Annotated in this window: 20 protein-coding genes; 5 read left to right on the forward strand and 15 right to left on the reverse strand. The window is 39.8% G+C overall.

The window, feature by feature from the left end:
- Window positions 1-283: 283 nt before the first annotated feature.
- From AC3ISB_RS15160 to AC3ISB_RS15170, 3 genes are all read right to left on the reverse strand, one after another.
- Window positions 284-1,624 carry an aspartate aminotransferase family protein gene (locus AC3ISB_RS15160; protein ID WP_489273654.1) on the reverse strand — a complete coding sequence of 447 codons (1,341 nt, stop codon included), beginning with the start codon at window positions 1,622-1,624 and terminating at the stop codon, window positions 284-286.
- Between the two features lie 71 nt (window positions 1,625-1,695).
- Window positions 1,696-3,153 (reverse strand): CoA-acylating methylmalonate-semialdehyde dehydrogenase, encoded by a 1,458-nt coding sequence (locus tag AC3ISB_RS15165; protein ID WP_347939637.1) that lies wholly within the window; start codon window positions 3,151-3,153, stop codon window positions 1,696-1,698.
- Window positions 3,154-3,372: 219 nt separating this feature from the next.
- Window positions 3,373-3,921: a GNAT family N-acetyltransferase gene (locus tag AC3ISB_RS15170; protein ID WP_144552263.1), complete on the reverse strand. Its 549-nt coding sequence runs from the start codon at window positions 3,919-3,921 to the stop codon at window positions 3,373-3,375.
- A 400-nt stretch (window positions 3,922-4,321) separates the two neighbouring features.
- Here AC3ISB_RS15170 and AC3ISB_RS15175 point away from each other — a divergent pair, with 400 nt between their 5' ends.
- Entirely contained in the window at window positions 4,322-4,498 is a 177-nt protein-coding gene (locus AC3ISB_RS15175) for a hypothetical protein (RefSeq protein ID WP_489273655.1), read from the forward strand.
- 154 nt (window positions 4,499-4,652) lie between these two features.
- A complete protein-coding gene (locus AC3ISB_RS15180; protein ID WP_029714163.1) occupies window positions 4,653-4,853 on the forward strand; it encodes a cold-shock protein in 201 nt (66 codons plus the stop codon).
- 220 nt (window positions 4,854-5,073) lie between these two features.
- On the opposite strand, the gene AC3ISB_RS15185 is transcribed toward AC3ISB_RS15180, so the two are convergent.
- The 8 genes from AC3ISB_RS15185 to AC3ISB_RS15220 form a co-directional block, all read right to left on the reverse strand.
- Complete coding sequence (locus tag AC3ISB_RS15185) at window positions 5,074-5,928, reverse strand: crotonase/enoyl-CoA hydratase family protein (RefSeq protein ID WP_218925100.1); 855 nt, start codon at window positions 5,926-5,928, stop codon at window positions 5,074-5,076.
- Window positions 5,929-6,143: 215 nt separating this feature from the next.
- The gene (locus AC3ISB_RS15190) at window positions 6,144-7,136 is read right to left on the reverse strand and encodes an ABC transporter ATP-binding protein (protein ID WP_377412043.1); all 993 of its coding nucleotides are present in this window, start codon (window positions 7,134-7,136) and stop codon (window positions 6,144-6,146) included.
- 13 nt (window positions 7,137-7,149) lie between these two features.
- Window positions 7,150-8,163: an ABC transporter ATP-binding protein gene (locus AC3ISB_RS15195; protein ID WP_480339492.1), complete on the reverse strand. Its 1,014-nt coding sequence runs from the start codon at window positions 8,161-8,163 to the stop codon at window positions 7,150-7,152.
- A gap of 49 nt (window positions 8,164-8,212) precedes the next feature.
- Window positions 8,213-9,142: an ABC transporter permease gene (locus tag AC3ISB_RS15200; RefSeq protein ID WP_063235006.1), complete on the reverse strand. Its 930-nt coding sequence runs from the start codon at window positions 9,140-9,142 to the stop codon at window positions 8,213-8,215.
- The gene (locus AC3ISB_RS15205; protein ID WP_141994689.1) at window positions 9,142-10,071 is read right to left on the reverse strand and encodes an ABC transporter permease; all 930 of its coding nucleotides are present in this window, start codon (window positions 10,069-10,071) and stop codon (window positions 9,142-9,144) included. The genes AC3ISB_RS15200 and AC3ISB_RS15205 overlap by 1 nt, the downstream gene beginning before the upstream one ends.
- A gap of 133 nt (window positions 10,072-10,204) precedes the next feature.
- A complete protein-coding gene (locus AC3ISB_RS15210) occupies window positions 10,205-11,839 on the reverse strand; it encodes a peptide ABC transporter substrate-binding protein (RefSeq protein ID WP_480339491.1) in 1,635 nt (544 codons plus the stop codon).
- Window positions 11,840-12,545: 706 nt separating this feature from the next.
- Window positions 12,546-12,980 carry a DMT family transporter gene (locus AC3ISB_RS15215; RefSeq protein ID WP_480339490.1) on the reverse strand — a complete coding sequence of 145 codons (435 nt, stop codon included), beginning with the start codon at window positions 12,978-12,980 and terminating at the stop codon, window positions 12,546-12,548.
- A 176-nt stretch (window positions 12,981-13,156) separates the two neighbouring features.
- The gene (locus AC3ISB_RS15220) at window positions 13,157-13,735 is read right to left on the reverse strand and encodes a GNAT family N-acetyltransferase (RefSeq protein WP_098369509.1); all 579 of its coding nucleotides are present in this window, start codon (window positions 13,733-13,735) and stop codon (window positions 13,157-13,159) included.
- Between the two features lie 784 nt (window positions 13,736-14,519).
- Between AC3ISB_RS15220 and AC3ISB_RS15225 the strand changes: the two genes are divergently transcribed.
- The 3 genes from AC3ISB_RS15225 to AC3ISB_RS15235 all read left to right on the forward strand — a co-directional run bounded on the left by AC3ISB_RS15225 (window position 14,520) and on the right by AC3ISB_RS15235 (window position 17,140).
- Window positions 14,520-15,146 (forward strand): CAP domain-containing protein, encoded by a 627-nt coding sequence (locus AC3ISB_RS15225; RefSeq protein ID WP_098369508.1) that lies wholly within the window; start codon window positions 14,520-14,522, stop codon window positions 15,144-15,146.
- A 303-nt stretch (window positions 15,147-15,449) separates the two neighbouring features.
- A complete protein-coding gene (locus tag AC3ISB_RS15230; protein ID WP_098369507.1) occupies window positions 15,450-16,331 on the forward strand; it encodes a helix-turn-helix domain-containing protein in 882 nt (293 codons plus the stop codon).
- A gap of 209 nt (window positions 16,332-16,540) precedes the next feature.
- Complete coding sequence (locus tag AC3ISB_RS15235; protein ID WP_489273656.1) at window positions 16,541-17,140, forward strand: exonuclease domain-containing protein; 600 nt, start codon at window positions 16,541-16,543, stop codon at window positions 17,138-17,140.
- A gap of 828 nt (window positions 17,141-17,968) precedes the next feature.
- Here the strand turns inward: AC3ISB_RS15235 and AC3ISB_RS15240 are convergent.
- The 4 genes from AC3ISB_RS15240 to AC3ISB_RS15255 all read right to left on the reverse strand — a co-directional run bounded on the left by AC3ISB_RS15240 (window position 17,969) and on the right by AC3ISB_RS15255 (window position 23,868).
- Window positions 17,969-20,362: a YhgE/Pip family protein gene (locus AC3ISB_RS15240; protein ID WP_489273657.1), complete on the reverse strand. Its 2,394-nt coding sequence runs from the start codon at window positions 20,360-20,362 to the stop codon at window positions 17,969-17,971.
- Window positions 20,363-20,782: 420 nt separating this feature from the next.
- Window positions 20,783-21,781: an NAD(P)H-dependent flavin oxidoreductase gene (locus tag AC3ISB_RS15245; RefSeq protein ID WP_098369504.1), complete on the reverse strand. Its 999-nt coding sequence runs from the start codon at window positions 21,779-21,781 to the stop codon at window positions 20,783-20,785.
- A gap of 171 nt (window positions 21,782-21,952) precedes the next feature.
- The gene (locus tag AC3ISB_RS15250; protein WP_098369503.1) at window positions 21,953-22,696 is read right to left on the reverse strand and encodes a Cof-type HAD-IIB family hydrolase; all 744 of its coding nucleotides are present in this window, start codon (window positions 22,694-22,696) and stop codon (window positions 21,953-21,955) included.
- A gap of 176 nt (window positions 22,697-22,872) precedes the next feature.
- Entirely contained in the window at window positions 22,873-23,868 is a 996-nt protein-coding gene (locus tag AC3ISB_RS15255) for a cation diffusion facilitator family transporter (RefSeq protein ID WP_098369502.1), read from the reverse strand.
- Window positions 23,869-23,990: the final 122 nt, after the last annotated feature.

Consider the following 23,990-nt stretch of genomic DNA (forward strand, 5'->3'; position numbering starts at 1 on the left):
CTCCTTATCATTCCATTTTCGAACATCCGCTATAACTAAGCAAGGAAAACGATTCCAAAATGTCCCCTAAGTTCGCAATAGAATCCTTTTCCGCTTATTCTTCCTAGATCATTGCCAAAAGCACCGTTCAAATTTCTGAACGGTGCTAAAATTAAACGCAGCAGTCTCGTTTAAAAAGCAAAGTATGGATGCGATCTTTCTTAAATAAATAGTGAGTATCAGCAGGTATATACAGAAACTTGATTAAATGCTGAATTTTCAGTTTTTTACCATCACCTTATTTTCATAGTTCAGCTAACGTTCGCTTTACCGTCGTTATGATGAATGAAAAATCCTCTTCAGTTATACTAAGTGGGGGAGCAAGAGTCAGGACATTATTGAAACCTGCTACTGTATCACCATTTTTACCTATGATCAGCCCCTTTTCTTTGCATGATGCAATCACTTTATTGATTTTGGAAAGTTCGATTGGTTGTTTTGTAAGTTTATCTTCCACTAGTTCAATGCCTACCAATAAACCTTTCCCACGTACATCCCCAACATTGGGATGAGATTTGATTTCTTCAAACTCTTGCAGAAAGCGTAGACCTAACTCCTTAGACCGTTCTATAAGTTTTTCATTTTCATATATTTCAATATTCTTTAAAGCAAGTGCACAGGCAGCCGGATTGCCTCCAAATGTATTTACATGTCGAAAGCGGTCATAAACGTCTGAGCCAATATACGCTTCATAAATTTCACGTTTGACTGCTGTAGCGGATAATGGCAGATAAGCGCTCGTGATTCCTTTAGCCATTGTTACGATGTCTGGTTTTACATCATAGTTCATAAATCCGAATTTCTTACCAGAACGACCAAACCCGCAAATGACCTCATCCGAAATGAGAAGGACACCATTTTTCTCACAAATTTCCTTGACACGTTTCATATAACCATCAGGCGGCATCAAAATTCCGCCCCCAGTGATGATTGGTTCCATGATGACCGCAGCCACCGTTTCGCTCAACTCCCATGTAATGGTACGTTCAATTTCCGCTGCACTTTTTTCACCGCTTTCATCCTCTGGATTTCGGTAAGAATCTGGCGGTGATACATGAAGAAATCCTGGGGCGAGTGGTTCATATTTATATTTTCGCTGCGCCTGCCCGGTAGCTGACAGGGCGCCCATTGAATTCCCATGATAGCCGCGATAACGGGAAATGAATTTATAACGTCCATGTTCACCTTTTTGCTGATGATACTGCCGCGCAATTTTAAAAGCAGTCTCATTCGCTTCTGAACCGCTGTTAGAGAAGAAAATCACATAATCCCCACCAAGCCATTCATTTAATTTCTCTGCTAGCTTAATGGCCGGTATGTGGCTATTCGTTAAAGGGGCATAAGGAAGTTCCTTCAGCTGCTCGTAAGCTGCTTCAGCCAGTTCCGTGCGGCCATAACCAACGTTGACACACCATAAACCTGACATCCCATCCAGGTAACGATTCCCATCAACATCCGTTATCCATGCTCCTTGCCCGTTTTTAATCACCATTGCTTCAGGGCTGGATTCAGCCCCTTTCATATGATGCCATACATATTTACCATCCATCGCTTTAAGATCCTGACCCTGTTTTTCAACCTGCATAAGCTGCACTCCTCCTAAAATAATGTATAAATGAAGGCCGACCACACTTTGTGTCGACCCCCACTTTCCTATCAGTATCTTGCCGTCAACATTTTCTTTCTAGTGTAAAATTCAACGCCGTCTTTCCCATTGGCATGAAGGTCTCCATAAAATGAACTTTTATATCCGGAAAATGGAAAGAATGCCATTGGTGCGGGTACCCCGAGGTTAATACCAAGCATCCCTGCATCAATTTCTTCGCGAAATTCCCGGATGGCTTTTGCACTATCCGTATAGAGGCAGGCACCATTGGCAAATTCGGATTGATTGGTCAATTCAATTGCCTCTTCCAGGGTATTAACCCGAACTATGGATAAGACAGGGGCAAAAATTTCATCCTTCCATATTTTCATATTTGTTTTCACATGATCAAATAATGTCGGTCCAACGAAATAGCCATTTTCCTGATCGCCTTCATTCCTGCCATCACGAAGGAGGACAGCTCCTTCTTTTTCCCCGATTTCAATATATTGTTCTGTTCTCTTTTTATGAGTATCACGGATCACAGGTCCCAGGAAAACGTCCTTATCCATTCCATTTCCAATCTTGATATCATCCGCTGCAGCCTTTAATCTCTCAACAAGCGAATCTCCAACTTCCCCCACCGCAACAACCACTGATGCAGCCATGCAGCGCTCGCCTGCAGATCCGAAAGCGGCATTCGTTATGTTCGTTACCGCATTATCCAAATCCGCATCAGGCATGACGATTGAATGATTTTTCGCTCCTGATAAAGCCTGGACACGTTTTTTATTGGCAGCTGCCGTTTTATATACATACTCTGCGACAGGCTGGGATCCAACAAATGATACCGCTTTAATGTCTTCATGTTCCAAAATCCCATTCACGACATCGTGGGCACCATGGACAATATTGACAACGCCATCCGGAACTCCGGCTTCTGTCAATAATTCCACAAGACGGTTGGCTAAGAGCGGTGTCCGTTCTGAAGGTTTTAAGATAAACGTATTTCCACAAGCAATTGCCAGCGGGAACATCCAACATGGCACCATCATCGGGAAATTAAACGGCGTAATTCCGGCAACGACACCCATTGGATACCGGTACATGCCAGATTCAATGCCTGGGGAAATATCAGGTAGCTGACTGCCCATCATCAAGGTAGGCGCACCTGCTGCGAACTCCACGCATTCAATCCCACGCTGAACCTCACCATATGCTTCTGTATAGCTTTTTCCGTTTTCGATAGTGACCAGCTTTGCAAGCTCATCCCAATGTTCTATCAATAATTGTTGGTAACGGAATAGGAAGCGAGCTCTTTTTGGAACGGCCACCTTTTTCCATTCTTTATAAGCCTTTTTAGCAACCTGCACCGCTTGGTTTACATCTTCCTTTGTTGAAAGGGGAACGATTGCCAATGCTTCTCCTGTTGCCGGATTAGGCACTTGTTCATGTTTCGAAGTTGTGGAATCCACCCATTTTCCACCGATATAATTTTTCAACGTTTCTACATCATTGATTACTGCCATTAATATACCCTCCATTTCAACACGATTTCATAGTTTCATTATATTTTTCAAATCGACTTTTTACATTAGACGTTTTGTATAGTTTTTGATTCAATATTTGCACATATTGTTTGTTTTTGATTTTCCCATATTCATAATAATCATGAACAGAAATTCAGGCTTTCAAAGCCGATGTATATTTCCTTTTATTTTCTCTTTGATCAGCAGACTTCACAGCCATCATTTTATAATGGAATATAGCTTTAGGTCTTGATGCTTTCCCTTAACAAACATTCCTTTTCTTATGATTCCCTCAAAAGACATGCCAGCCTTTTGCATGACTCGCTCTGAACCCAAATTTTCAACGAAGCACCGTGCTTGTATTCGAACTAGGTTCATATTTTCGAAGCCAAAGGCGATTATCTTTTGGGCTGCCTCCGTCATCAAGCCACTCCCCCAATATTCGGGTGCAAGCACATACCCGATTTCTGCACTATGATGATCAACCTGCCATGTAACAAAATCAATCGTACCAATCAACTTACCACTTTCCTTGTGTTCTATGCCCCATGGAGCAATTTTCTTATCCTCATAATTTTGTAGGATAAATCGGATGAAATCTTTTGTATCACATAGGGAACGATGAGCTTCCCATGTGACGTAACGGGAAACTTCACTGTTGGATGCATAAGCGAACATGTCTTCGGCATCATTCATGGTGACTTTCCTCATAACCAAGCGTTTTGATTCCATAGTAGGCAGCTGTCCATATATGTCTTTCACGTTCATGATTACACCCCATTCCATTTATTACTAGTATTATAGCAAGATTGTTAAGCAATCGCTTTCCCCTTTGAAATAATATCGAAACTTACGAATAATTCCAAATGATACAAGCGATGTAAAATGGATCCAGACATGGAGCGCCGGAGTGAATGCATTACCCTGTCAACCGGCGTTCATGCGTATCTCATTTCAGAAATGATATCGGGTTAATGCTTGCCTCAACAAAGTAGATAAATATAGTAATCAACAGCTTGCAAAGACTTGGCATCACGCACATAGGAAGGCGTAATCTCGTCATTCAATACGTATTGGTTCACGCGCTTATGGACAAAGATATTGCGGGCGCTGGACTTTGATGTGTTTGAAACGGAGCCACTTCCTGAGAATAGTCCGTTATGGGGGGGTGAACAATGTAATCATCACTCCGCACACATACGGAAATACGGAATTTTACGACCAAAGGCTTAGATATTTTCATGCCGAATTTAATGAACTATCTAAATGGAAAAAACATTCAACAAATTTGCTTGATTACAAAAAAGGGTATCAAGAATTATTCATTGTCTGTGAACATAAATAATCTTCCTTTGATAGCTTGCAGATTCCGACATTATCTGTTATATTTAAAAAGAATTATTTTTGTTCGGGAAGATTGATAAGTGAAAAACTTTTCGTCTAATGATTGAGCAAGGGTAGTAACACAATGTGTGGATTCACACTAGGAGGCAACAACAATGGAACAAGGTAAAGTAAAATGGTTTAACGCAGAAAAAGGATTTGGCTTCATCGAACGCGAAAACGGAGACGATGTATTCGTACATTTCTCAGCTATCCAAAGCGAAGGATTCAAATCATTAGACGAAGGTCAAGAAGTTACTTTTGAAGTTGAGCAAGGTCAACGTGGACCCCAAGCTACTAACGTTCAAAAAGCGTAATTTTAAATACAATATATAACAGACCCTACTTGTAGGGTCTGTTTTTTTGATTGAAAAAGCAATCATAAAAAAACCCTATTCACATGGAATAGGGAACATGAAACAAGTTTAGTAAATGGTAAACTCAGTATAACACACTAGGAATAGAAACCCTAATTTATCCGAAAAGTAAAAATTATCAAGCACTTTCGAAGCCCTGGATTCCCTGATATTACCCCATTCATTTCTTTTCCACTTCATATGTTCGATCTGTTCCCCATGGATAAAACGGTGGCATATCAGTGCTGCTTTTCATTTTGAATTCGGCTTTCCTTTTTTCGAGGAAAGCTTCAATCCCTTCTAGTGCATCCGCTTGTTTTCCGGTCCAATGAATCATTTTTGATTCTATTTTGTGTGAGTCAACAGGATGGTTTGCACCGAGCATCGTCCACATTAACTGCCGGGATAGCGTCACAGAGACGGAAGATGTATTTTCCGCAATGTCTGTTGCAATTTCCATTGCAGCCGACATCAATTCGTTTGGCTCGACGATCTTATTTACCAACCTTCCCTCATATGCTTCACTGGCTGAAATCATCCTGCCGGTAAAAATCCATTCGGAAGCTTTACCCATTCCGACAAGCCTAGGTAAGAACCAGCCGCTGCATGCCTCCATCGTTATCCCCCGCCTCGCAAATACAAAACCCATTTTTGCATTTGATGAAGCAATTCTAATGTCCATGGGCAAAGTCATTGTTATGCCTATCCCGACTGCCGCTCCATTAATGGCCGCTATCATAGGTTTCTTCATTTCAAAAATCCGTAATGACAACATTCCCCCTGCATCGCGATATTCAACCAAAGGAGTGTGATCCATAAAGGTTTCTGCACCTTTTTCCAAATCCATTCCAGCACAAAAAGCATCCCCAGCGCCAGTTAAAATGACGGCTCGTACGTCATCATTTTCGTCCGCTTCATTAAAAGCGTGAATCATCTCCTCACACATCTTTTCATTGAAAGCATTCATTTTCTCAGGACGATTAAGAGTAACAATCATGACACGATCGACGATTTCACTAGTTATCGTGGAATACAATAACAGTCCCTCCCTCTCTCACAAATTGAAAAAATTCTACAGAAGTTAATTTTTACATATAATTACATATTATATGTTTTATTTTCAGATTCCTAGTAATTTATTTTGACATACTGATAAATAATTTAAATCTTCAGGATAATCGCTCCTATTCTAAAAATATTTTACATAAATGTGTAAAAAAGACCAGTTGCAAATGCAACTGGTTTTTTTGTTTACCAATATAAATGACAAGCAACGAAATGCCCTGGTTTTTGTTCTTTCCATTCAGGTACAGCACTTGAGCATATCTCCATCGCTTTAGGGCAGCGAGTTCGGAATACACAGCCGCTCGGCGGATTGATGGGACTTGGTACATCGCCTTTAAGTACGATTCTTTCCCGTTTAATAGTCGGGTCTGGTATCGGCACTGCAGAAAGCAAGGCCTGTGTGTATGGGTGAAGCGGATCTTTCGTTAAAGAATCACTATCCGAAAGTTCCATCATTCTTCCAAGGTACATGACTAAAATGCGATCTGAAATATACTTGACCATTGATAAATCATGAGCGATGAATAAATAAGTCAATCCCATTTCTTTTTGAAGCTCTTTTAATAAGTTGACCACTTGAGCCTGTATTGAAACATCCAATGCAGAAATTGGTTCATCACAAACGATGAATTTAGGATTTAAAGCCAAAGCCCTTGCAATTCCAATACGCTGGCGTTGTCCACCACTGAATTCATGGGGAAAACGAGTGATATGTTCCGGACTTAAACCAACCAGCTTTAACAGGTCTTCCACCCGTTTTCTTCGCTCTTTACCTTTTGATATCCCATGAATGGCAAGTGGCTCCCCAATCAATTCCTCCACCTTCATCCTTGGGTTCAATGATGCGTAGGGATCTTGGAAAATCATTTGTATTTCACGGCGGATATGTGACATTTCCCCAGGTTTGTAATCGAAAATATTTTTCCCCTGAAAAAGAACTTCTCCATCTGTCGGTTCATAAAGCCGAGTGATCGTACGACCTGCAGTCGATTTACCGCAACCGCTTTCCCCAACAAGACCGACAGTTTCCCCTGGATAGATTTTGAGATCCAAACCATCTACCGCCTTCAGCGATTGAGAACCAATAGGAAAGTACTTCTTCAGATTCTTTATTTCAACAAGAGGAGAATTTTCGTTGTCTGTCATTTCTTTTACGGCCTTATTTTTCAGTGAAACCATTGGTTCTCCTCCTTTATACATTAGTCGGTGCTTGTACCTGTGCTGCCTTTGCCATTGGGTGGTGCAGCCAGCATGCGGCTGTCTGACCTTCTTCCACTACTTCAAGCTCCGGATCATGGTCTTTGCACACTTTCATTGCTGATTCACATCTTGGATAAAATGGGCACCCTTTTGGCGGATCCAATAGATCCGGTGGTGATCCGATAATCGGAACCAACGGGGCCGTTTTTTCCATATCGAGCCTTGGCACCGTTTTAAGCAGGCCTCTTGTATATGGATGCTGCGGGTTTGAAAATATAGCTTCTACCGTCCCCGTCTCCACGACCTTGCCTGCATACATGACGACTACCCGTTCACAAGTTTCCGCAACCACACCTAAATCATGAGTGATTAAAATGATGGAAGTATCCATTCTTCGTTGGATATCTTTCATCAGTTCCAAAATTTGCGCTTGTATCGTTACATCCAATGCTGTTGTAGGTTCATCGGCAATCAGCAATTTCGGTTCACAAGCAAGGGCCATTGCTATCATCGCCCTTTGACGCATACCACCTGAAAACTCATGCGGATATTGCTGCATCCTTTTTTCCGGCTGAGGAATACCTACCAGTTTGAGCGTTTCCAACGCCCGTTCATATGCATCATTTCGGGACATGTTTTTATTATGCTTTAAAATACCTTCCATGATCTGGCTGCCGATTTTTGTCGTTGGATTGAGCGAAGTCATCGGATCCTGGAAAATCATGCTAATTTCATTTCCACGAATCTTCTGCATTTCCTTTTCACTCATTTTAATAAGGTCTTTACCGCCGAACTTTATTGACCCTTTTCCATACTCTGCTGGAGGTGTTTCCAATAATCTCATGATAGATTTCGCAGTTACACTTTTGCCGCATCCGGACTCCCCGACAATGGCGACGGCTTCCCCTTTTTTCACTTCAAAGTTCACGCCGCGCACAGCCTGCACTTTTCCTGCATACGTATGGAAGGTGATGTGTAAATCATTCACTTCTAATAGGTTCTCCATCATCGTCCCTCCTATTCTAGTAATATCAATTCTTTATGTTAGGACTCATTTATTTCCGTAGTTTTGGATCCAGGGCATCCTGCAGTCCATCACCAGCTACATTGAACGCGAACATGGTTAAGGAGATCAATATTGCCGGGATTAAAAGTTGATAGAAATTCCCTACCAGAATGCTTCCCAGGGCATCACTTGTCAATGTTCCCCAGCTTGCCTGAGGTGCTGGCACTCCCAATCCCAAAAAGCTAAGTGTAGCTTCGGCGAAAATGGCAGTAGGCACAGTCAACGTTAAATTGACAAGGATCGGTCCCATTGTATTTGGAATCATATGTTTTCTTAAAGTCCAGCTCGTGTTGGCTCCAGAGATGGTTGCAGCATGGATATATTCATTCTCTTTTAGTTGTAATACCTGTCCACGTACCAGTCGAGCCATCGGAATCCACCCTGTAATCGACATCGCAATGATGATCGGCAGAATACCAGGTTTTAATACGACCATCATTAAGATAACCATCAATAGGTATGGGATCGCATAGATCACCTCAGCAAAACGCATCATGATATTATCTGTGCGCCCACCGCGAATGGCTGAAATTCCGCCATAAAGGACACCAATTAAAAAGTCGATCAGCGCTGCCATCAATCCAATGAACAAGGATATCCTCGCACCATACCAAGCTCGCGTAAATAGATCCCTTCCTGATGAATCCGTTCCAAACCAGTGTTCGCTATTTGGGCTAAGATTCTTTTTCTCGAAATCTTGTCCATAATAAGTATATCCGTTAATATATGGACCAAAAATCGCCATCAATACCAGGAGGATTATAAGAACAAATCCCGTCATCGCCAGCTTATTTTCTTTAAACCGACGCCAGACGTCAGACCAATATGAAACTGTAGGTCTGGCTATTTTTTCAGCTTCCTTAAAGTTGTCTTCTGCGGGTTGGAACATATCTTCGGTTAAATGCACTTTATCTGCCATTATTTCTTCTCCCCCGTCACTTTAATTCTAGGATCAATCAACGTATAGGCTATATCAACAATGAATATCAATAGGATAAGCACCGCACTATACACAATTGTGGAACCAAGAATGACCGGGTAGTCTCTGTTGGATATTCCCTTTACGAACATATCTCCCATGCCTGGAATACCAAAAATACGTTCAATGATGAAGCTTCCTGTCACGATATTAGCCGTAAGGATGCCCAGAATCGTGATAATCGGCAATAACGCATTTCGAATCGCATGTTTGATTATGACACCGCTCCGTTTCAACCCTTTGGCCTTTGCTGTCAAAATGTAATCCTGCCCCATTACTTCAAGCATGCTTGTCCGCATCAATCTTGCGATGAAAGCAAGCGGCATCATCGAAAGGGCAATGGATGGTAAAATGGTATGCTGCCATGTCGCCCATGTAGCAACAGGGAATATATTCCATTTAATCGCAAAATAATTGATTAAAATAGTCGCCAGGATAAAGTTAGGAACGGAAATCCCTACGATGGCAATGACCATTGATAAATAGTCGGGCCATTTATTTCTTTTCAGTGAAGCCACTACACCCAAAATTAGCCCAAAGAAGATGGCAATCACCAATGCTTGTGCCCCTAAGTGCAAGGACACTGGAAATCCCTTCAAAATGTAATCATTCACAGAAATGGATGAAGATTTCAATGAAGGACCAAAATCAAATTGAACGACTTCCAATAAATAATTCCCATATTGGGTCAACAACGGCTTGTCCAATCCATAGTGGACTTGAAGGTTTTCATAAACTGCAGGAGGCATAGCTCCTTCTTTCGCAAATGGATTTCCCGGAATCGTATGCATTATGATGAACGTTAATGTAATAACAGCCCATAAAGTAATAATCGCCCATTTAAAACGGTTTAATGTATATCTCAACATGGTAATCACCCCAATCATCGATTTTCTAAGGAGTTGAAAACGGAAATGAATTCATGAAATATTCAAATTCGCAATTGAAAAATGGGGTATGTCCTTAATCGGACATACCTCCCATTTCACTTTTATCACTCTCTTACTTTTTATCCGCGTAAATAAAGTTCGGATAAGCGTTAATCGGAGCATAGACTCCAGTAACATTCGATTTAACCATATATGGTTTTGTATAGAAGTAAACCGGAAGGATCGGCATTTCTTCAATCAGAACTTCCTCTGCTTTATGTAAAGCAGCCATCCGTTCTTTTGGTTCCATTGTAGATTTTGCCTTTTTTAATAAACTATCATATTCTTTGTTGGACCAACCTGCATCATTATAGGCACCGTCAGTTTCCCAAAGCATGAAGGTCATCGGGTCAACATAGTCACCAACCCATCCTGCACGGGAAATTTCGAAGTCGCCAGCTTTTTCACGATCAAGCTTAACTTGGAATTCTGCATTTTCAAGTGTCACTTCAACACCTAGGTTATCACGCCACATCCCTTGAACGGCTTCAGCAATTTTCTTATGGGAATCTAAAGTATTATACAAAATTGAAAACTCAGGTAATTCTTTCATGCCTTCTTCAGCAAGACCTTCTTTTAACAATTTCTTTGCTTCAGCTACGTTTTCCTTAAACAAGTCACCTGTATTTTCCTGGTAATCACCAGTTGCATCAGGAATTCCCGGAGGGACTACACCAAATGCAGGCTTTTGACCGCCTTGAGCAACATTTTCGGTAATTTTTTTACGTTCAATAGCCATTGAAAGCGCTTTCCTTACCTTTGCATTGTTGAAAGGTTTTACTTCCGTATTGAAGTTGTAATAGTAAACAGCAAGTTCTGCACCGTTTTTAAATTCTTTATCTCCAGAATTAACCAATTGACCTTGCACGTCCACTGGCAGTGGATACGCAATATCCAATTCGCCACTCTGATACATTTGCCATGCTGTATTTTCATCTTCAATTAGAGCAAAGTTGACCGCATCCAATTTGATTTTATCTTTATCGTAGTAATTTTCATTCTTTTCGATTTTCAGGCTTTCTTTATGTTTCCACTCCGTTAATTTGAACGGACCGTTTGAAACGTGTGTTTTTGCATCCAAAGCCCATTTTGGATTTTCTTCCTGTACCTTTTTATCGATTGGATAGAAAGTATAGAAAGAAGTCAAGTCAAGGAAATATGGTGTAGGCTGTTCCAAAGTAACGACTAATGTATGATCGTCTGTCGCTTTAACGCCTACGTCCTCTTCCTTCCCTTTCTTACTGTTGTAAGCTTCCCCGCCTTTAAGATAATAAAGTTGGTAAGCATAATCAGCAGCTGTTTCCGGTTTCAAAGCATATTTCCAAGCATATTCGAAGTCATTGGCTGTAAGCGGATCACCATTTGACCATTTCAAACCATCTTTCAATTTGAATGTCCAAGTTAATCCATCCTCACTGATTTCCCATGATTCTGCAGAACCAGGTACGATTTTGCCTTCTTCTGTTTTCTTTGTCAGTCCCTCAAACGTATGTTCAAGGATCCATGATTCATGAGTACCTTGCGCATTTGCAGGGTGAAGCGAACCAGGTTCACTTGAGTTGTTTACGTTTAATACTTTTGATCCGGATGAGTCACCCGAGCCGCCTTCTTTTTCATTCGAAGTTTCCTTCGAACCGCCGTTGCATGCCGCAAGCATAAGCATGATGGCCATAAGAAGAGCAAGCACTGAAAATTTAGACTTTTTCAAAAAATATTCCCCCTTATCTTTAATCTTTCTTAGGATATTCTCATTTAAGAGATTATCCTTCTAGCACCTATTAATCTTCCGTATAGTACATATAATGTCAGCGAGGAAAGTTAGAAGCATTCATTGCAGGAATTCACCAAAAACAACTAGCGAACCGTTTGCATAAATCTGTAGTTCTCCCTAAAAAACGCATTAATGCAGTTTACTAGTAAAAAATCACCCTCTTTTCAACCTCGCTAAGGGTACTATACCTCGAATTAAAGATGTTGAATTTTAAGTATATTACGAATAAATCAAAAAATCAATAAACCGATGAGTACTTTTTCACAAGATAGTAATTATTTGCTAATCAATTCGATCTAGATACTAGGTAAAAAGAAATGATAACCTATTTGATGTAAAATGACTTCCGACTTCCAGTGGTTTTTTCAAACACCTTTATGACAGTATTCATATAAGTTCGCTCGTCTATTTTTTTCTAAATATTCTAATAATTAAAGTCGGGTTGGTTACTAAGACCACTTTCCTAGCAAACCATTCCCAATTCAATAATATATTTTAGTAGAATAATATTTTTTCTCAATAAACTATTGAGTTATTTTCAAGCAAATCCCAAATAACGGATAATAACTATGTAGGAATAGAGATATTCCATCAGTTTCTCACCTATATGTACGAAGCAAATCCAATGAATAATGACCCTTCCTCATTTATGATTAAATAAATATAATGACACGAAAAGTAAACAAATGCCTGCCACCTTTTTCGCATCCAATGGGATTCGTACGCCTCCAAATAAACCGAAATGGTCAATGACTGCCCCGATCAGTATCTGGCCTGCGATAACCCCGACCAATGCAGGTGCCACTCCAATCTGAGGGACAACCAATACTATCACAATGACATAAATAGCCCCTAACAGTCCGCCTATCAATTGCCATTTTGGTACAGACGCGATGGCAGATATGTTTCCATTTCCCGCGAACAAAACAATTAATAATAAAGCAAGTGTCCCGATTCCAAACGATATGAAAGAGGCTTCAATGACCCCCACTTTTTTCCCTAATCCACCATTGATTTGACCTTGTATGGCAATGGTGATTCCGCCTAGGACCGCAAGCAACGGAAATAATATCTTCACAATGATTTTGCTCCTTTTTATGTCCGTCCATCCGGACTGATTATGAATCCGCACTCTATTTTAACATGAAAAATATGTATATTGTCCTTTAGTGATATAAATTGATCCAAACGGAAGAGATATTGCACAAATAAAAAACTGGCACTATTGGCCAGCTGCAATGTTCTAATACTAAACTATAATCTATTTGACCCCTGAATACTTTGTTGTCTTAACTGGCAATACTCTGTACTTAACAAGGAAAATACAAGGGCATCATGGGATTGATTCCGAAGAAATAGATAACTTCGAAGGCTGCCCTCCTCTTTGAATCCAAATTTCTTCAATAGGTTTCTGGATGCAATATTATCCTTGAAAGTTAAAGCCGCAATTCTGATTAGTCCCAATTCTTCAAAGCAATAGCGCAATACTTCGTTGACGGCTTCAGACGTAAAGTGATTCCTCCAATATTCGGGATGGATTTCATATCCTATTTCGACGCGTTTGTTCGCGAGGCTCAATTGATTCAGCCCAACAGTACCGATGAATTTGCCTGAATCCTTTAAAATGACTCCCCACCGCATCCCACGTTTGTTTATATAAGCACTTTTAAACGAATCGATTAAGCGGCGGGCATCTTCAACTCGGATTAAACTTTCTATTCCATCATATTTGGTCACTTCATCTTTAGAGAGAATTTCGAACAGACTTTCAGCATGATGGTGACCTATTTCGATTAAACGCAGCCTTTCTGTTTCCAATTCCTTAAACCACATCGAAGAATCCCCCCGGTATTTTCAGCTGACTACTTTATTCTATTCGTGAAGAAGAGATACCTTTCTTAATGTACAATACTTTTTGAAAAATCCATTTCTTTTACATACAATGCCGAGTCCTAATGTCCTCCCTTTGTAATCAAATCCATGATGATATGGGAAAGGCTGACACTGTAAACCGTCCCATTCCGCCATAACCTTATAAGAAATAGCAATTTGGATGGTTAGGATACATTCTACTATCGTCGGTAAACCATCATGGGTCTCACCAAAAAGAGCCCCCAGGACGACATTCAGGCCCGTATCTGCAAAAAAATAGGCACAGTGTGCCCCCGATGAACCTCTTCCTACTATACAAACATCACATGAAAGATTCTCTTCCAACATTGGATATTTTCTAGCTTCAAATTTATCTTTTCCAAAACACTTTCCCTGCCTTTAAATCCATTCAATTCCACCCTTAGGATAATTTATTGAATCCATCATTTTTAGTTCCATATAACTATATCGTTTTGATGTTATTATTATTTTCCCTGACAAATATGGCCTGCAAACGTAAAATGATTCTTTATCTACATGAAATAATTCTTCCAATTTATCAAAAAGCCCTATGATTTTGGTTACCCTTAACACACTTCCGGGTTATATGGACCCTTAACATCATCTTCCCATTCGATACCTTTTTCCCATTCCAATAGAGATTGTTAATGAGCTAATTTTACACAAAACTATTTTTATAGCATACTATACTTCCAATCCAGATATTCTACTAGGAGGAATCAAAATGAAGAAAATCATCCTTTTATCAGCACTGTCTCTATCCCTATTATCTCCAAAAGTTGCTCTGGGAGCCAATACATACGAGGTGGCAAAAGGAGATACCTTAACGAAAATTGCTACTGAATATGATGTCAGCATTGACGAATTACTTAAAACGAACTCTGCTATAAACGATGCAAATCAAATTCGAATCGGACAAATCATAAATCTTCCCACGTCCAACACCACAGTTAATCGCGCAGAAAGTCAATCAGTTGAACAGCAGGTCCTTAGTTTAGTGAATGAAGAACGGTCAAAATCGGGCCTACCTTCCCTTAAAATGGATACAGCCATTTCTAACGTAGCAATTCTGAAATCTGAGGATATGCGAGATAGTAATTATTTCAATCATACAAGCCCCAGTTATGGATCGCCTTTCGAAATGATGAAATCCTTTGGGATCAGTTACAAGTACGCAGGGGAAAATATCGCAGCAGGTCAACCTAGTGCGGATGCTGTCATGAAATCATGGATGAACAGCCCTGGACATAAGGCCAATATCCTGAACAAGAACTATACACATATTGGAATTGGGCATGTGACAGGTGGGAAATACACCCACTATTGGACCCAGCAATTCATTGGAAATTAAAAACGTTAGAGGCGGCAGATTGCCGCCTCCTTTTTTTATCCTTATATTCCAAATCTAAAGCTTGCTATTATCCGGGATTATAGACTCCAAGCAAAAATATGCGGGGATCTTTCACTTTATATAGAAAAGACGTCTTGCATTTTTCGCTTCAATAAAAAGTCGTTCTTCATTTTTTTTGTTGGATGAATACTATAGGAATACACGTAAAGTAGTTATATCATACTATCTTTCAATTATCGTTCTTATAAAAATAAAATTATGTTAAAATAGAATTCTAGACATAGGTACAAAGGAGCAATTGTAATGAAAATTGAGGTTGGCTCTGTTATCAACGAATTACGAATAAAACAAAATCTTACAAGAGAAGAACTGGCTAGGGATATATGTGAACCTAATGCCCTGTCAGATTATGAAAGAAGCATCACTTCTCCAACAATTGATGAATTGGCACTTTTTGCGGATAAACTTAAAGTTGACCTGCCGTATTTCTTCACCACCAAAAATGAACCGATTTATAATTACATAGAAACCATTAAACTTTTGATTAACAAATACAAACGCACACGTAATTATGAAGCAATTTATGAAATCGTCCAAAAAGAAATGGCAACTGCACCGGAAAAATCGATATCGTTTTATCAATTCTTGAAATGGCATGAAGGTATCTCTTTTTTTTATTTGTACAATGACAAACAAAGGGCTATAGAATTATTGAATGAGGCCATTCAGATTACCATGGGTAAACGGGTCATTCTTCATCAACAGGAGATAGAAGTTTTAAATAGTATCGGAATTATCCATTTTAAAACGAAGAATTATGAAGAGGCCATCAACATCTTCAATGAAGCACTGGAATTTATCGAGAATATTCCCCATGTGAATCAAGAAGGTACCATTATCTTGAAGATCATTCATGGATTGGCACAAACATTGACTGAACTTCATTATTATCAGGAATCATTAAATTATACCCTTAAAGGGATCAACATTTGTAATTCGATAGAATCATTATATTTATATGCGGAACTCCATCTATTAACTGGTAAGAATCTAGTTCATCTTCAACAACCTGAAAAAGGACTGCACTATATAAAACAATCCAAGAACATTTTCAGTCTTCAAAAAAACGAAGAATTCATACGAATTGCCGAAGATGAATTGGAAAGCATTTTGCAATGCTTATGAATTTCAATGGATAAAAAAAGATAGAGATTGCTTTGAAAAAAGCAATACTCTATCTTTTTTTTTAGCATTGTTAGTTCTTGTTCTACCAATCATTGGAATGACTATTTTTTTCAAGTTAAAAATGCTGCTTTAAAACAATCATTACACTTTCATTAGCTATTCTATGTCAGCTATAATAGAAGAATGAAACCCAACTGGAGGAAAAAAAATTGTCTAATAGATTAGGTTTAGTGCTTGACGTAGAAACAACTGGTTTACGTCCCTCTTCCGATGAAATCATCGAGCTTGCTCTTATACTCTTTACATACAGCAGTGAAACAGGTGAAATTATTAATCTTATTGATCAGGAATCATTTTTAAGGGAGCCTCTCTCCTATGGATCAAGAAGGAATTATGATCAAGCGTACAGAATTCATGGAATTCCATACAGCTCAGTAGAAGGAAAAAGTTTTCACGATGAAAAAATTAAATCCTTCATTGCCCGTACCGATTCGATTTTCGCACATAATGCTTCTTTCGATAGAAGTTTCCTTTACCAAATGTATCCGGAAATCAATGATCAAAAGTGGTTCTGTACGATGCGGAATGTTCCTTGGAAGCAATACGGATTTGAGAATAGTAAACTCTTAACATTACTGCAGGCACATAATATCACAAATTTCCAAACACACAGGGCTATGGACGATATATCTTACCTAATGGAACTCATGAGAAAACCAGGACCTTCTGGCCATCCTTATTTAAAGGAAGTCATAGCAAAAAATCCAATGAAGAAATATGCACCTGCTTCTCAAAAGACAAGGGTATAGCTGATTGCAAAAATACTTCATTGTACAGGCTGCACCAAAGTTTTGTCACAAAATTGCTCATTCCATGAGAACAGGAATACATTTCTTTACGATGGGTGTTATTTTAGGGACACTTTTATTTCCCTGCATTTCACTTATTTCCTGATATTTATTAAAAAACAGCGACCCATGACGGGTCGCTGTTTCAGTTTGTCGACAAAAGGGGGTTCGGAATGGTCTCTCCCCAAAACATGATTATAAAAGAATACTTAGTTATCCTTCATGTATCTTCACTTTTTTATTTGGATGAAATCAACTGGAACGTTATTTTGAGGAGTTAAAATTTGAACGTTGATTTCCACTCCAGGCACTCGCTTTCCGCGGGCGGTCCGGGAGCCTCCTCGGCGCTCTTTGCGCCTGTGGGGTCTCCCTTGGACACGCTTTTCCCGCAGGAGTCTCGTACCTTCCGTTCCATACTTTGTTTTAAAATTTAGATAGAAACCCCTTTGTCGACAAAAGTGGGGCCGGGACGGCCTTATCCCGAATCCGAAATTATTACCATGATTTCAAAACGAGACTTGGTTTTACTCCATAATTTTTCACTGTTTTATATAGGGTGAAATCCTCTCAAGATTGAAGAAATTTGCGACACTCCTGCCGAATAACTGGCTAGTCGAGACCCCACAGCCGCTTGCTTTGATGTGGCTTGTCAGACAGTCGGCGGAAAGGGAGTGGATTTCTTCAACCAACTGGAAATTTTTTTTAAAAAAACTGTAGGCAAACTCGCTTTCCTCGAATTTGCCTACAGTCTGAAACAGCGACCCATGACGGGTCGCTGTTTTTTGATCATTATACAGTTGCTTCTTCCTGTTTTTCATTTAATGCGCCGTTCAATTTCTTATACCGATAAATAAAGTAAAGAAGTGATAATATTAATGCCACAACGAGGAATATGGCCAATATGCCAAGATTATGCCACATGAAGCTATAATCTCCTGTTGAGATGACTGCACGGAAAGCATTAATAGAATATGTCATCGGTAGGAACGGTGTGAATCCTTGCAAGAAGCCAGGAACTAATTCATTTGGGAATGTTCCGCCACTGCTGGTCAGTTGAAGAATCAAAATCAATAACGCTATGAACCGACCAGGATTGTCAAAGGCCGAACCCAGGAACTGAATGATTGCCATGAATGTACAGCTAGCAAGAATGCTTACTGCAAAAAATAGCGGCAGGCTCGTAACATTGATTCCAAGACCTAAAATTAAAATCGAGTCCACCAATATGGCTTGACAGATTCCTATGAGTGCCATGACGCTGTATTTACTAATAAACCAGCTAAATCCACTCGCAGGTTTAACAGCAGGATCTTTTAACGGGAAAATGATCGTCAGAACGATAGCCCCGATAAATAAACTTAATGAAATTAAATATGGTGCAAAACTAGTGCCATAGTTCGGGACATTATTAATTGGTAATTTATCCACTTTAACTGGGCTTGCAAACATGTCATATACTTCTTCATTGGACTTTATCTTACCTGCTTCGTCTGCCCCATCACTTAATTCGTCATGTAATTCTGCAGATCCATCTGAAAGTTTGGCGATTCCATCTTGTAACTTAATGGCTCCATTTGCCAGTTCTCCCATTCCGCTAGTAAGGCTGGATGAACCTTCCTTCAGCTTATCCGTTCCTGTAACCAGACCTTTCGAACCTTCGGAAAGCTGTGAGGTTCCACTTGATAATTGCTTGGAGCCATCTTCAAGCTGATCAAGCCCGCTTACCAAGTTATTGCTGCCTTCGGTTAACTGTCCAAGCCCACTTTGTGCTGAATCTATACTATCGCCAAATGTTGTCAAGCCAGATACCAATTGACCTTGACCATTTTTCAGTTCATCCGCCCCATTGGCGAGTTTATCCTGAGCTTGCTTCAATTGAGTGAAACCGCCGCTTATTGCACTTGTGCCTTCACCTAACTGATTAGCTCCAGCACTAAGACTATTTGAGCCTTTAGCAATTTCAGTTGCACTTGCCGATAGTTCCCCTACTCCTTCAGATACTCCTTTACTACCTTCACTGATGCGGGTTAGAGAAGTAATCACTCCCTCCAAACGCGCTTTCTCTGCAGGATCATCCGTAGCTTCAGATTGTTGTTTCAATCCGGAAATTACCTCATCCAAACCTGCAGAAACTTCAGATGCCCCAGCTTTTGCTTCGTTCGATGCTGCACTCCATTCAGCCAATGAACCTGAAAGTTGGGAAGCTCCAGCAGCTACACCATTTGCTCCATCTGTCAAAGCGGGCAGCTTTTCTTCGATTTGATTGAAGCCCTCTAATGACTGTTGCAGTCCAGAGGCCAATTCACCAGTACCCGCTTCAGATTTCTTGGCTCCTTGCAAAAGCTCGGATTGCCCATCTTTCATTTGTCCAACACCAGAGCTAAACTGTTGTAACCCTTGATTGAGTTCTTTTGATCCTATAGCTGCCGAACCGACTCCATTCGAAAAGGTCAATGATTTTTCAGCTAATTTTTCCAGGTTTTCATGGATTTCGACAGAACCTGAATGAAGGGAATCAATTCCTTCATCGACTTTTTTGGAACCCTCTTTAGCCGAGTTAATCCCATCACCAAGTTCACTTGATCCGTTCTTCACTGTATCTGTTCCATCTTTCAATTCTCCAGCTCCGTCACTGGCACTTTTGAGTCCGTCAGCCATTTCGTTCAAATTATCGAACATTGACTCCGCATAGGTTTTCGTAACGGCTGACGAAACCTCCCCTTTAATTCTCTCCGAAGCTGCGTCACCTATTTTAGTGGAAATATAGTTGAACCCTTCATTGGACGTATAAATTAAATCAAGTTTTTCCGGATTGTCCTCCTGTAAGGTCGTTGCATTTTTGGAGAAGTTTTTCGGGATTTCTATTTTCATGTAATAATCTTGTTTTTCCAGGCCTTCATTTGCTTCTTTTTGACTGACGAAATGCCAATCGAAATCCTTCTTTTCCTTTAACTCCTTGACTAAATCTTTTCCTATTGTAAGTTCCGATTCATTGAACTCCGCACCCTCATCCATATTGACAATGGCAACAGGCAATTGGTCCACCTTACCATATGGATCCCAAAATGCCCACAGGAAAGTGCCGCTGTATAATAATGGAACCAGTATGATCCCTATTATCGAAATGAGTATCATAGGATGTTTTATTATGGCTAAAATTTCACCCTTTAAAGATTTTAACACGCCTACCAAGCCCTCCTATACGACGAATATGCCGTTTATTTAATCTATCTCGGTGAAAAACGGATTGAAGAATACATTTTTAACTCATTTGCTTCTGCAATATATTTAAAATTCACTATCTTAATCATTAATATATATTACTTTTTAAGCAAACAATAATTAATGACTATATCGTTCATTTGGTCATTAACACGAAAATAATATAACATTTATCCATTCATTTATCAATACTTTTTCACTGTCTTACATCCTATACCTACTATTTATCTCTTTATATTCTGTTTAGATTCCCTTTTTATTGATTAAGCCCTTATCATCGGCTGTTAAAATTTCCTCTATATTTCATGGCAAAAAAGGGTATCCATTATGGATACCCTTTTAATTAGCTATATTAGCATAATTAAATGAAGCGCTTACATATCATTTTGATATAATGCCTTTTAATTTTTCCGCCTGCCCGGTCAGTTTCTTTAAGGATTGCTGATATTCTTTTTCTAATTGTTTTATGATGCCGGCGGCGGTATCTATTTTTTTAATCGCCCCTACGCCATGACCCGCTGACCAAATATCACGCCACGCTTTAGATTCAGATGATTTGGACATGCTGTCAAAATCGACTTTTTCTTTTTTGGCTAATTGCTCAGGGTCTAATCCTTCCTTTCTGATGCTCGGTTTCAGCATATTACAATTAACGCCTGAAAATGCATCAGTCAAGATGATGTCATCATGATCAGAATCGACAAGCATTTCACGATATTCATCATTGGCCCTGCTCTCTTTAGCCACGATAAAACGTGTACCCATATATGCAAGATCCGCTCCTGCAGCTTGAGCTGCCAAGATACTGTGACCAGTACTGATGGATCCGGCAAGCAAAATGATTCCGTCCCAGAATGTCCTTACGCTGTCCACGAAAGCAAAGCTATTTATCTCACCAGCATGACCACCGGCTCCCGCAGCAACCAAGATCAATCCGTCCACACCTGACTCCGCAGCTTTTTTTGCAAAATCCACCGAGCTGACATCCGAAAAGACCAACCCGCCATAGCTATGTACGACATCCACCACATGTTTTGGTGAACCTAATGATGTAATGACGATGGGAGGCTGATGCTTTTTGACCAATTCCAGCTCTTCTTCAAGACGGCTATATGTACGGTGGACAACCATATTCATTGCCCATGGAGCAATCTTTGAGCCAGGTTCTTTATCCTTTGCTGCAATCAATGTGTCGTTTATATCACTCATCCATTGATCCAGTACCTCAATCGGCCGCGCATTCGGTGCTGGAAAAGAGCCGATCACCCCATTCAAGCAGCATTCTTTCACTAACTCAGGACCGGATATTAAAAACATAGGTGCTGAGATAACTGGTAAAGTTAATTGATTCCACCACTGTTCAGGCAAACTTCTTGTCATCTATGAAACCTCCCATTTTAATATATTACCAAAATATAACACTACAAGATTATCATACTTCTAAAATACACAATTTTCAAGAAATTAATTCAGCAGCTGAATTAACTTGTCATGAAGCGCCATGTCAATGAAAAAACTGTATATGGAATGCATCCCATATACAGTTTCGATTCAATTTGAAAGCGCCCATTTACGAATGGCCTTAGCCACACCATCTTCTTCGTTTGTTGCTGTAACCCAATCTGCTTTTTCTTTCACAATTTCTTGGGCGTTTCCCATTGCCACACCCACTTTTGCATCAGAAATCATTGCAAGGTCGTTAAGGCTGTCACCTACTGCCATAACATTATCCATCGTAATATCGAGCAATGAACATACAAGCTTTATCGCTTTCGCTTTATTGACGCCCATGGCATTCACTTCAATATTCGTTGGGCTAGAATTGCTTATTTCAAAGTTTCCTTTTGATACCAGTTCATCCATGATGATTTTGCGGACGTCATCATCAGTTGTATCAAAACCGAATTTAAGCCATTGCGAATCATGGATTTTTTCAGGCATTTCAGCCCTGTAAATATTATCGCAACTAATTGCCCAAAAATGTGTACCATGTTTTTGGCTTAGTTCCCACATCCATTGTATGGACTCACTATCGACGATATTCCTTTCCACCAGTTTTCCTTGATTATCGTATATTTCACTTCCGTTAACGGTAATGAGGTATGATTGGAGTTCCATTGACTTTGCAAAATCACTGCATGTCGCGTAGGATCTTCCTGTGCTCAATACAACAAAAATCCCTTGATTTTCTGCTTCTTTTATCGCTCTCCGATTTTCTTGGGATATCTCTCCAGCCTTATTGAGAAGCGTGCCATCCATATCAAGTGCAACCAGCTTAATATCTTGTTCCTTCATTCTTATTCACCCTTCCATAATCCTTCTTTATGTAACTAATTCCATGATAGCTTATAATGCATACGCAGGGAAAGTACGTGAATAATTGAACAGGTATTGCCATTCGTTTCATGATTTTTATAATCAACCAAATATCTTTATCCGGCCACTTTATATTCTGCCATTCTAAACATCGTCTACTCCCTTTCTTTTTTCATTTCATTCAATTCTTTTTTTATCTGACCTTCCCATTTTGGGATACCATCATTTTCATCAAATTCTATAATGACATCCGTTACTCCTCTTTCCTTGAATATCTCATTAAACAGCCGATCTTTAATGTCATCCGCCTGGGCGATTGAAATATGGGGATCAAGTTCAACTTCAAGTTCAACATGAAAGTCTTCCCCTTCTTTTATTACGGCAAGTTTCTGTATATCCCTTACGTCTGGATCATCCATGACCTTAGTTCCGATTTTTTGTCGCATTTCAATATCGGCTTCCCCAAGAGCACCTGCAGCATTATCAAGAAATACCCTACCAACCACATAGAACATACCGAGACCGATCATGACGGAAGCAACGCCTTCCGCTTGGATGAAGGGCGTGAAGTTTGCTAATAAAATGGCAATTATCGCTAGTACCCCACCACCGGTTGCTACCATATCTTCCATAAATACTAATTTCGTCGCCGGTTTTGCTCTTTTTAAACCAGCGAAGCTCTTAAATATGACGGCTGCTCCTTTAGCTTCGATTCCAGTCTCATGCACCACTTCTTTCATCGCTTTAAATAATACATATGATTCCAACACAACCGCTAACGAAAGGACGGACAAGTTAATAAGGATACCAGTTGATTCTACAGGGTGCAAAATGTGATGGAACCCTTCTTTAATCGTTTCATAAGACATAATCCCGACAACCAATACTGCCCCTAATAATACGAGGTTAACCAAACGTCCAAAACCATCAGGGAATCGATCAGTTGGTGACTTTTTACTTAGTGCGGATCCAATGAAGACGAAAAACTGATTTGCAGCATCGCCCAAAGTATGTAAAGTTTCAGCAAACATAGCGACATTCCCTGTCATGAAATAAGCAATCCCCTTTAGCACAGCGATGATACTATTCACACAGGCAGCAATGAACGCCGATTTATTACCTTGTTTTAATAACCGAAATAATTCTTTCATATAACCCCCCCCTAATCTTTTTATAAATCCATTATCATAATGTATTATCCCCAACACTGGAATATATGAAACCACAAAAGCGAAACCCTTAACTATACGATTGGAGAATGGTTATATGTTGT

It is taken from the genome of Peribacillus sp. GL_122, assembly GCF_057835005.1.

What these genes read in the sequence shown, in the direction of transcription:
- AC3ISB_RS15160 (WP_489273654.1), bottom strand. Translation starts at nt 1,624, where the DNA reads ATGCAGGTTGAAAAACAGGGTCAGGATCTTAAAGCGATGGATGGTAAA.
- AC3ISB_RS15165 (WP_347939637.1), bottom strand. Translation starts at nt 3,153, where the DNA reads ATGGCAGTAATCAATGATGTAGAAACGTTGAAAAATTATATCGGTGGA.
- AC3ISB_RS15170 (WP_144552263.1), bottom strand. Translation starts at nt 3,921, where the DNA reads ATGAACGTGAAAGACATATATGGACAGCTGCCTACTATGGAATCAAAA.
- AC3ISB_RS15180 (WP_029714163.1), top strand. Translation starts at nt 4,653, where the DNA reads ATGGAACAAGGTAAAGTAAAATGGTTTAACGCAGAAAAAGGATTTGGC.
- AC3ISB_RS15190 (WP_377412043.1), bottom strand. Translation starts at nt 7,136, where the DNA reads ATGGTTTCACTGAAAAATAAGGCCGTAAAAGAAATGACAGACAACGAA.
- AC3ISB_RS15195 (WP_480339492.1), bottom strand. Translation starts at nt 8,163, where the DNA reads ATGGAGAACCTATTAGAAGTGAATGATTTACACATCACCTTCCATACG.
- AC3ISB_RS15200 (WP_063235006.1), bottom strand. Translation starts at nt 9,142, where the DNA reads ATGGCAGATAAAGTGCATTTAACCGAAGATATGTTCCAACCCGCAGAA.
- AC3ISB_RS15205 (WP_141994689.1), bottom strand. Translation starts at nt 10,071, where the DNA reads ATGTTGAGATATACATTAAACCGTTTTAAATGGGCGATTATTACTTTA.
- AC3ISB_RS15220 (WP_098369509.1), bottom strand. Translation starts at nt 13,735, where the DNA reads ATGTGGTTTAAGGAATTGGAAACAGAAAGGCTGCGTTTAATCGAAATA.
- AC3ISB_RS15225 (WP_098369508.1), top strand. Translation starts at nt 14,520, where the DNA reads ATGAAGAAAATCATCCTTTTATCAGCACTGTCTCTATCCCTATTATCT.
- AC3ISB_RS15230 (WP_098369507.1), top strand. Translation starts at nt 15,450, where the DNA reads ATGAAAATTGAGGTTGGCTCTGTTATCAACGAATTACGAATAAAACAA.
- AC3ISB_RS15245 (WP_098369504.1), bottom strand. Translation starts at nt 21,781, where the DNA reads ATGACAAGAAGTTTGCCTGAACAGTGGTGGAATCAATTAACTTTACCA.
- AC3ISB_RS15250 (WP_098369503.1), bottom strand. Translation starts at nt 22,696, where the DNA reads ATGAAGGAACAAGATATTAAGCTGGTTGCACTTGATATGGATGGCACG.
- AC3ISB_RS15255 (WP_098369502.1), bottom strand. Translation starts at nt 23,868, where the DNA reads ATGAAAGAATTATTTCGGTTATTAAAACAAGGTAATAAATCGGCGTTC.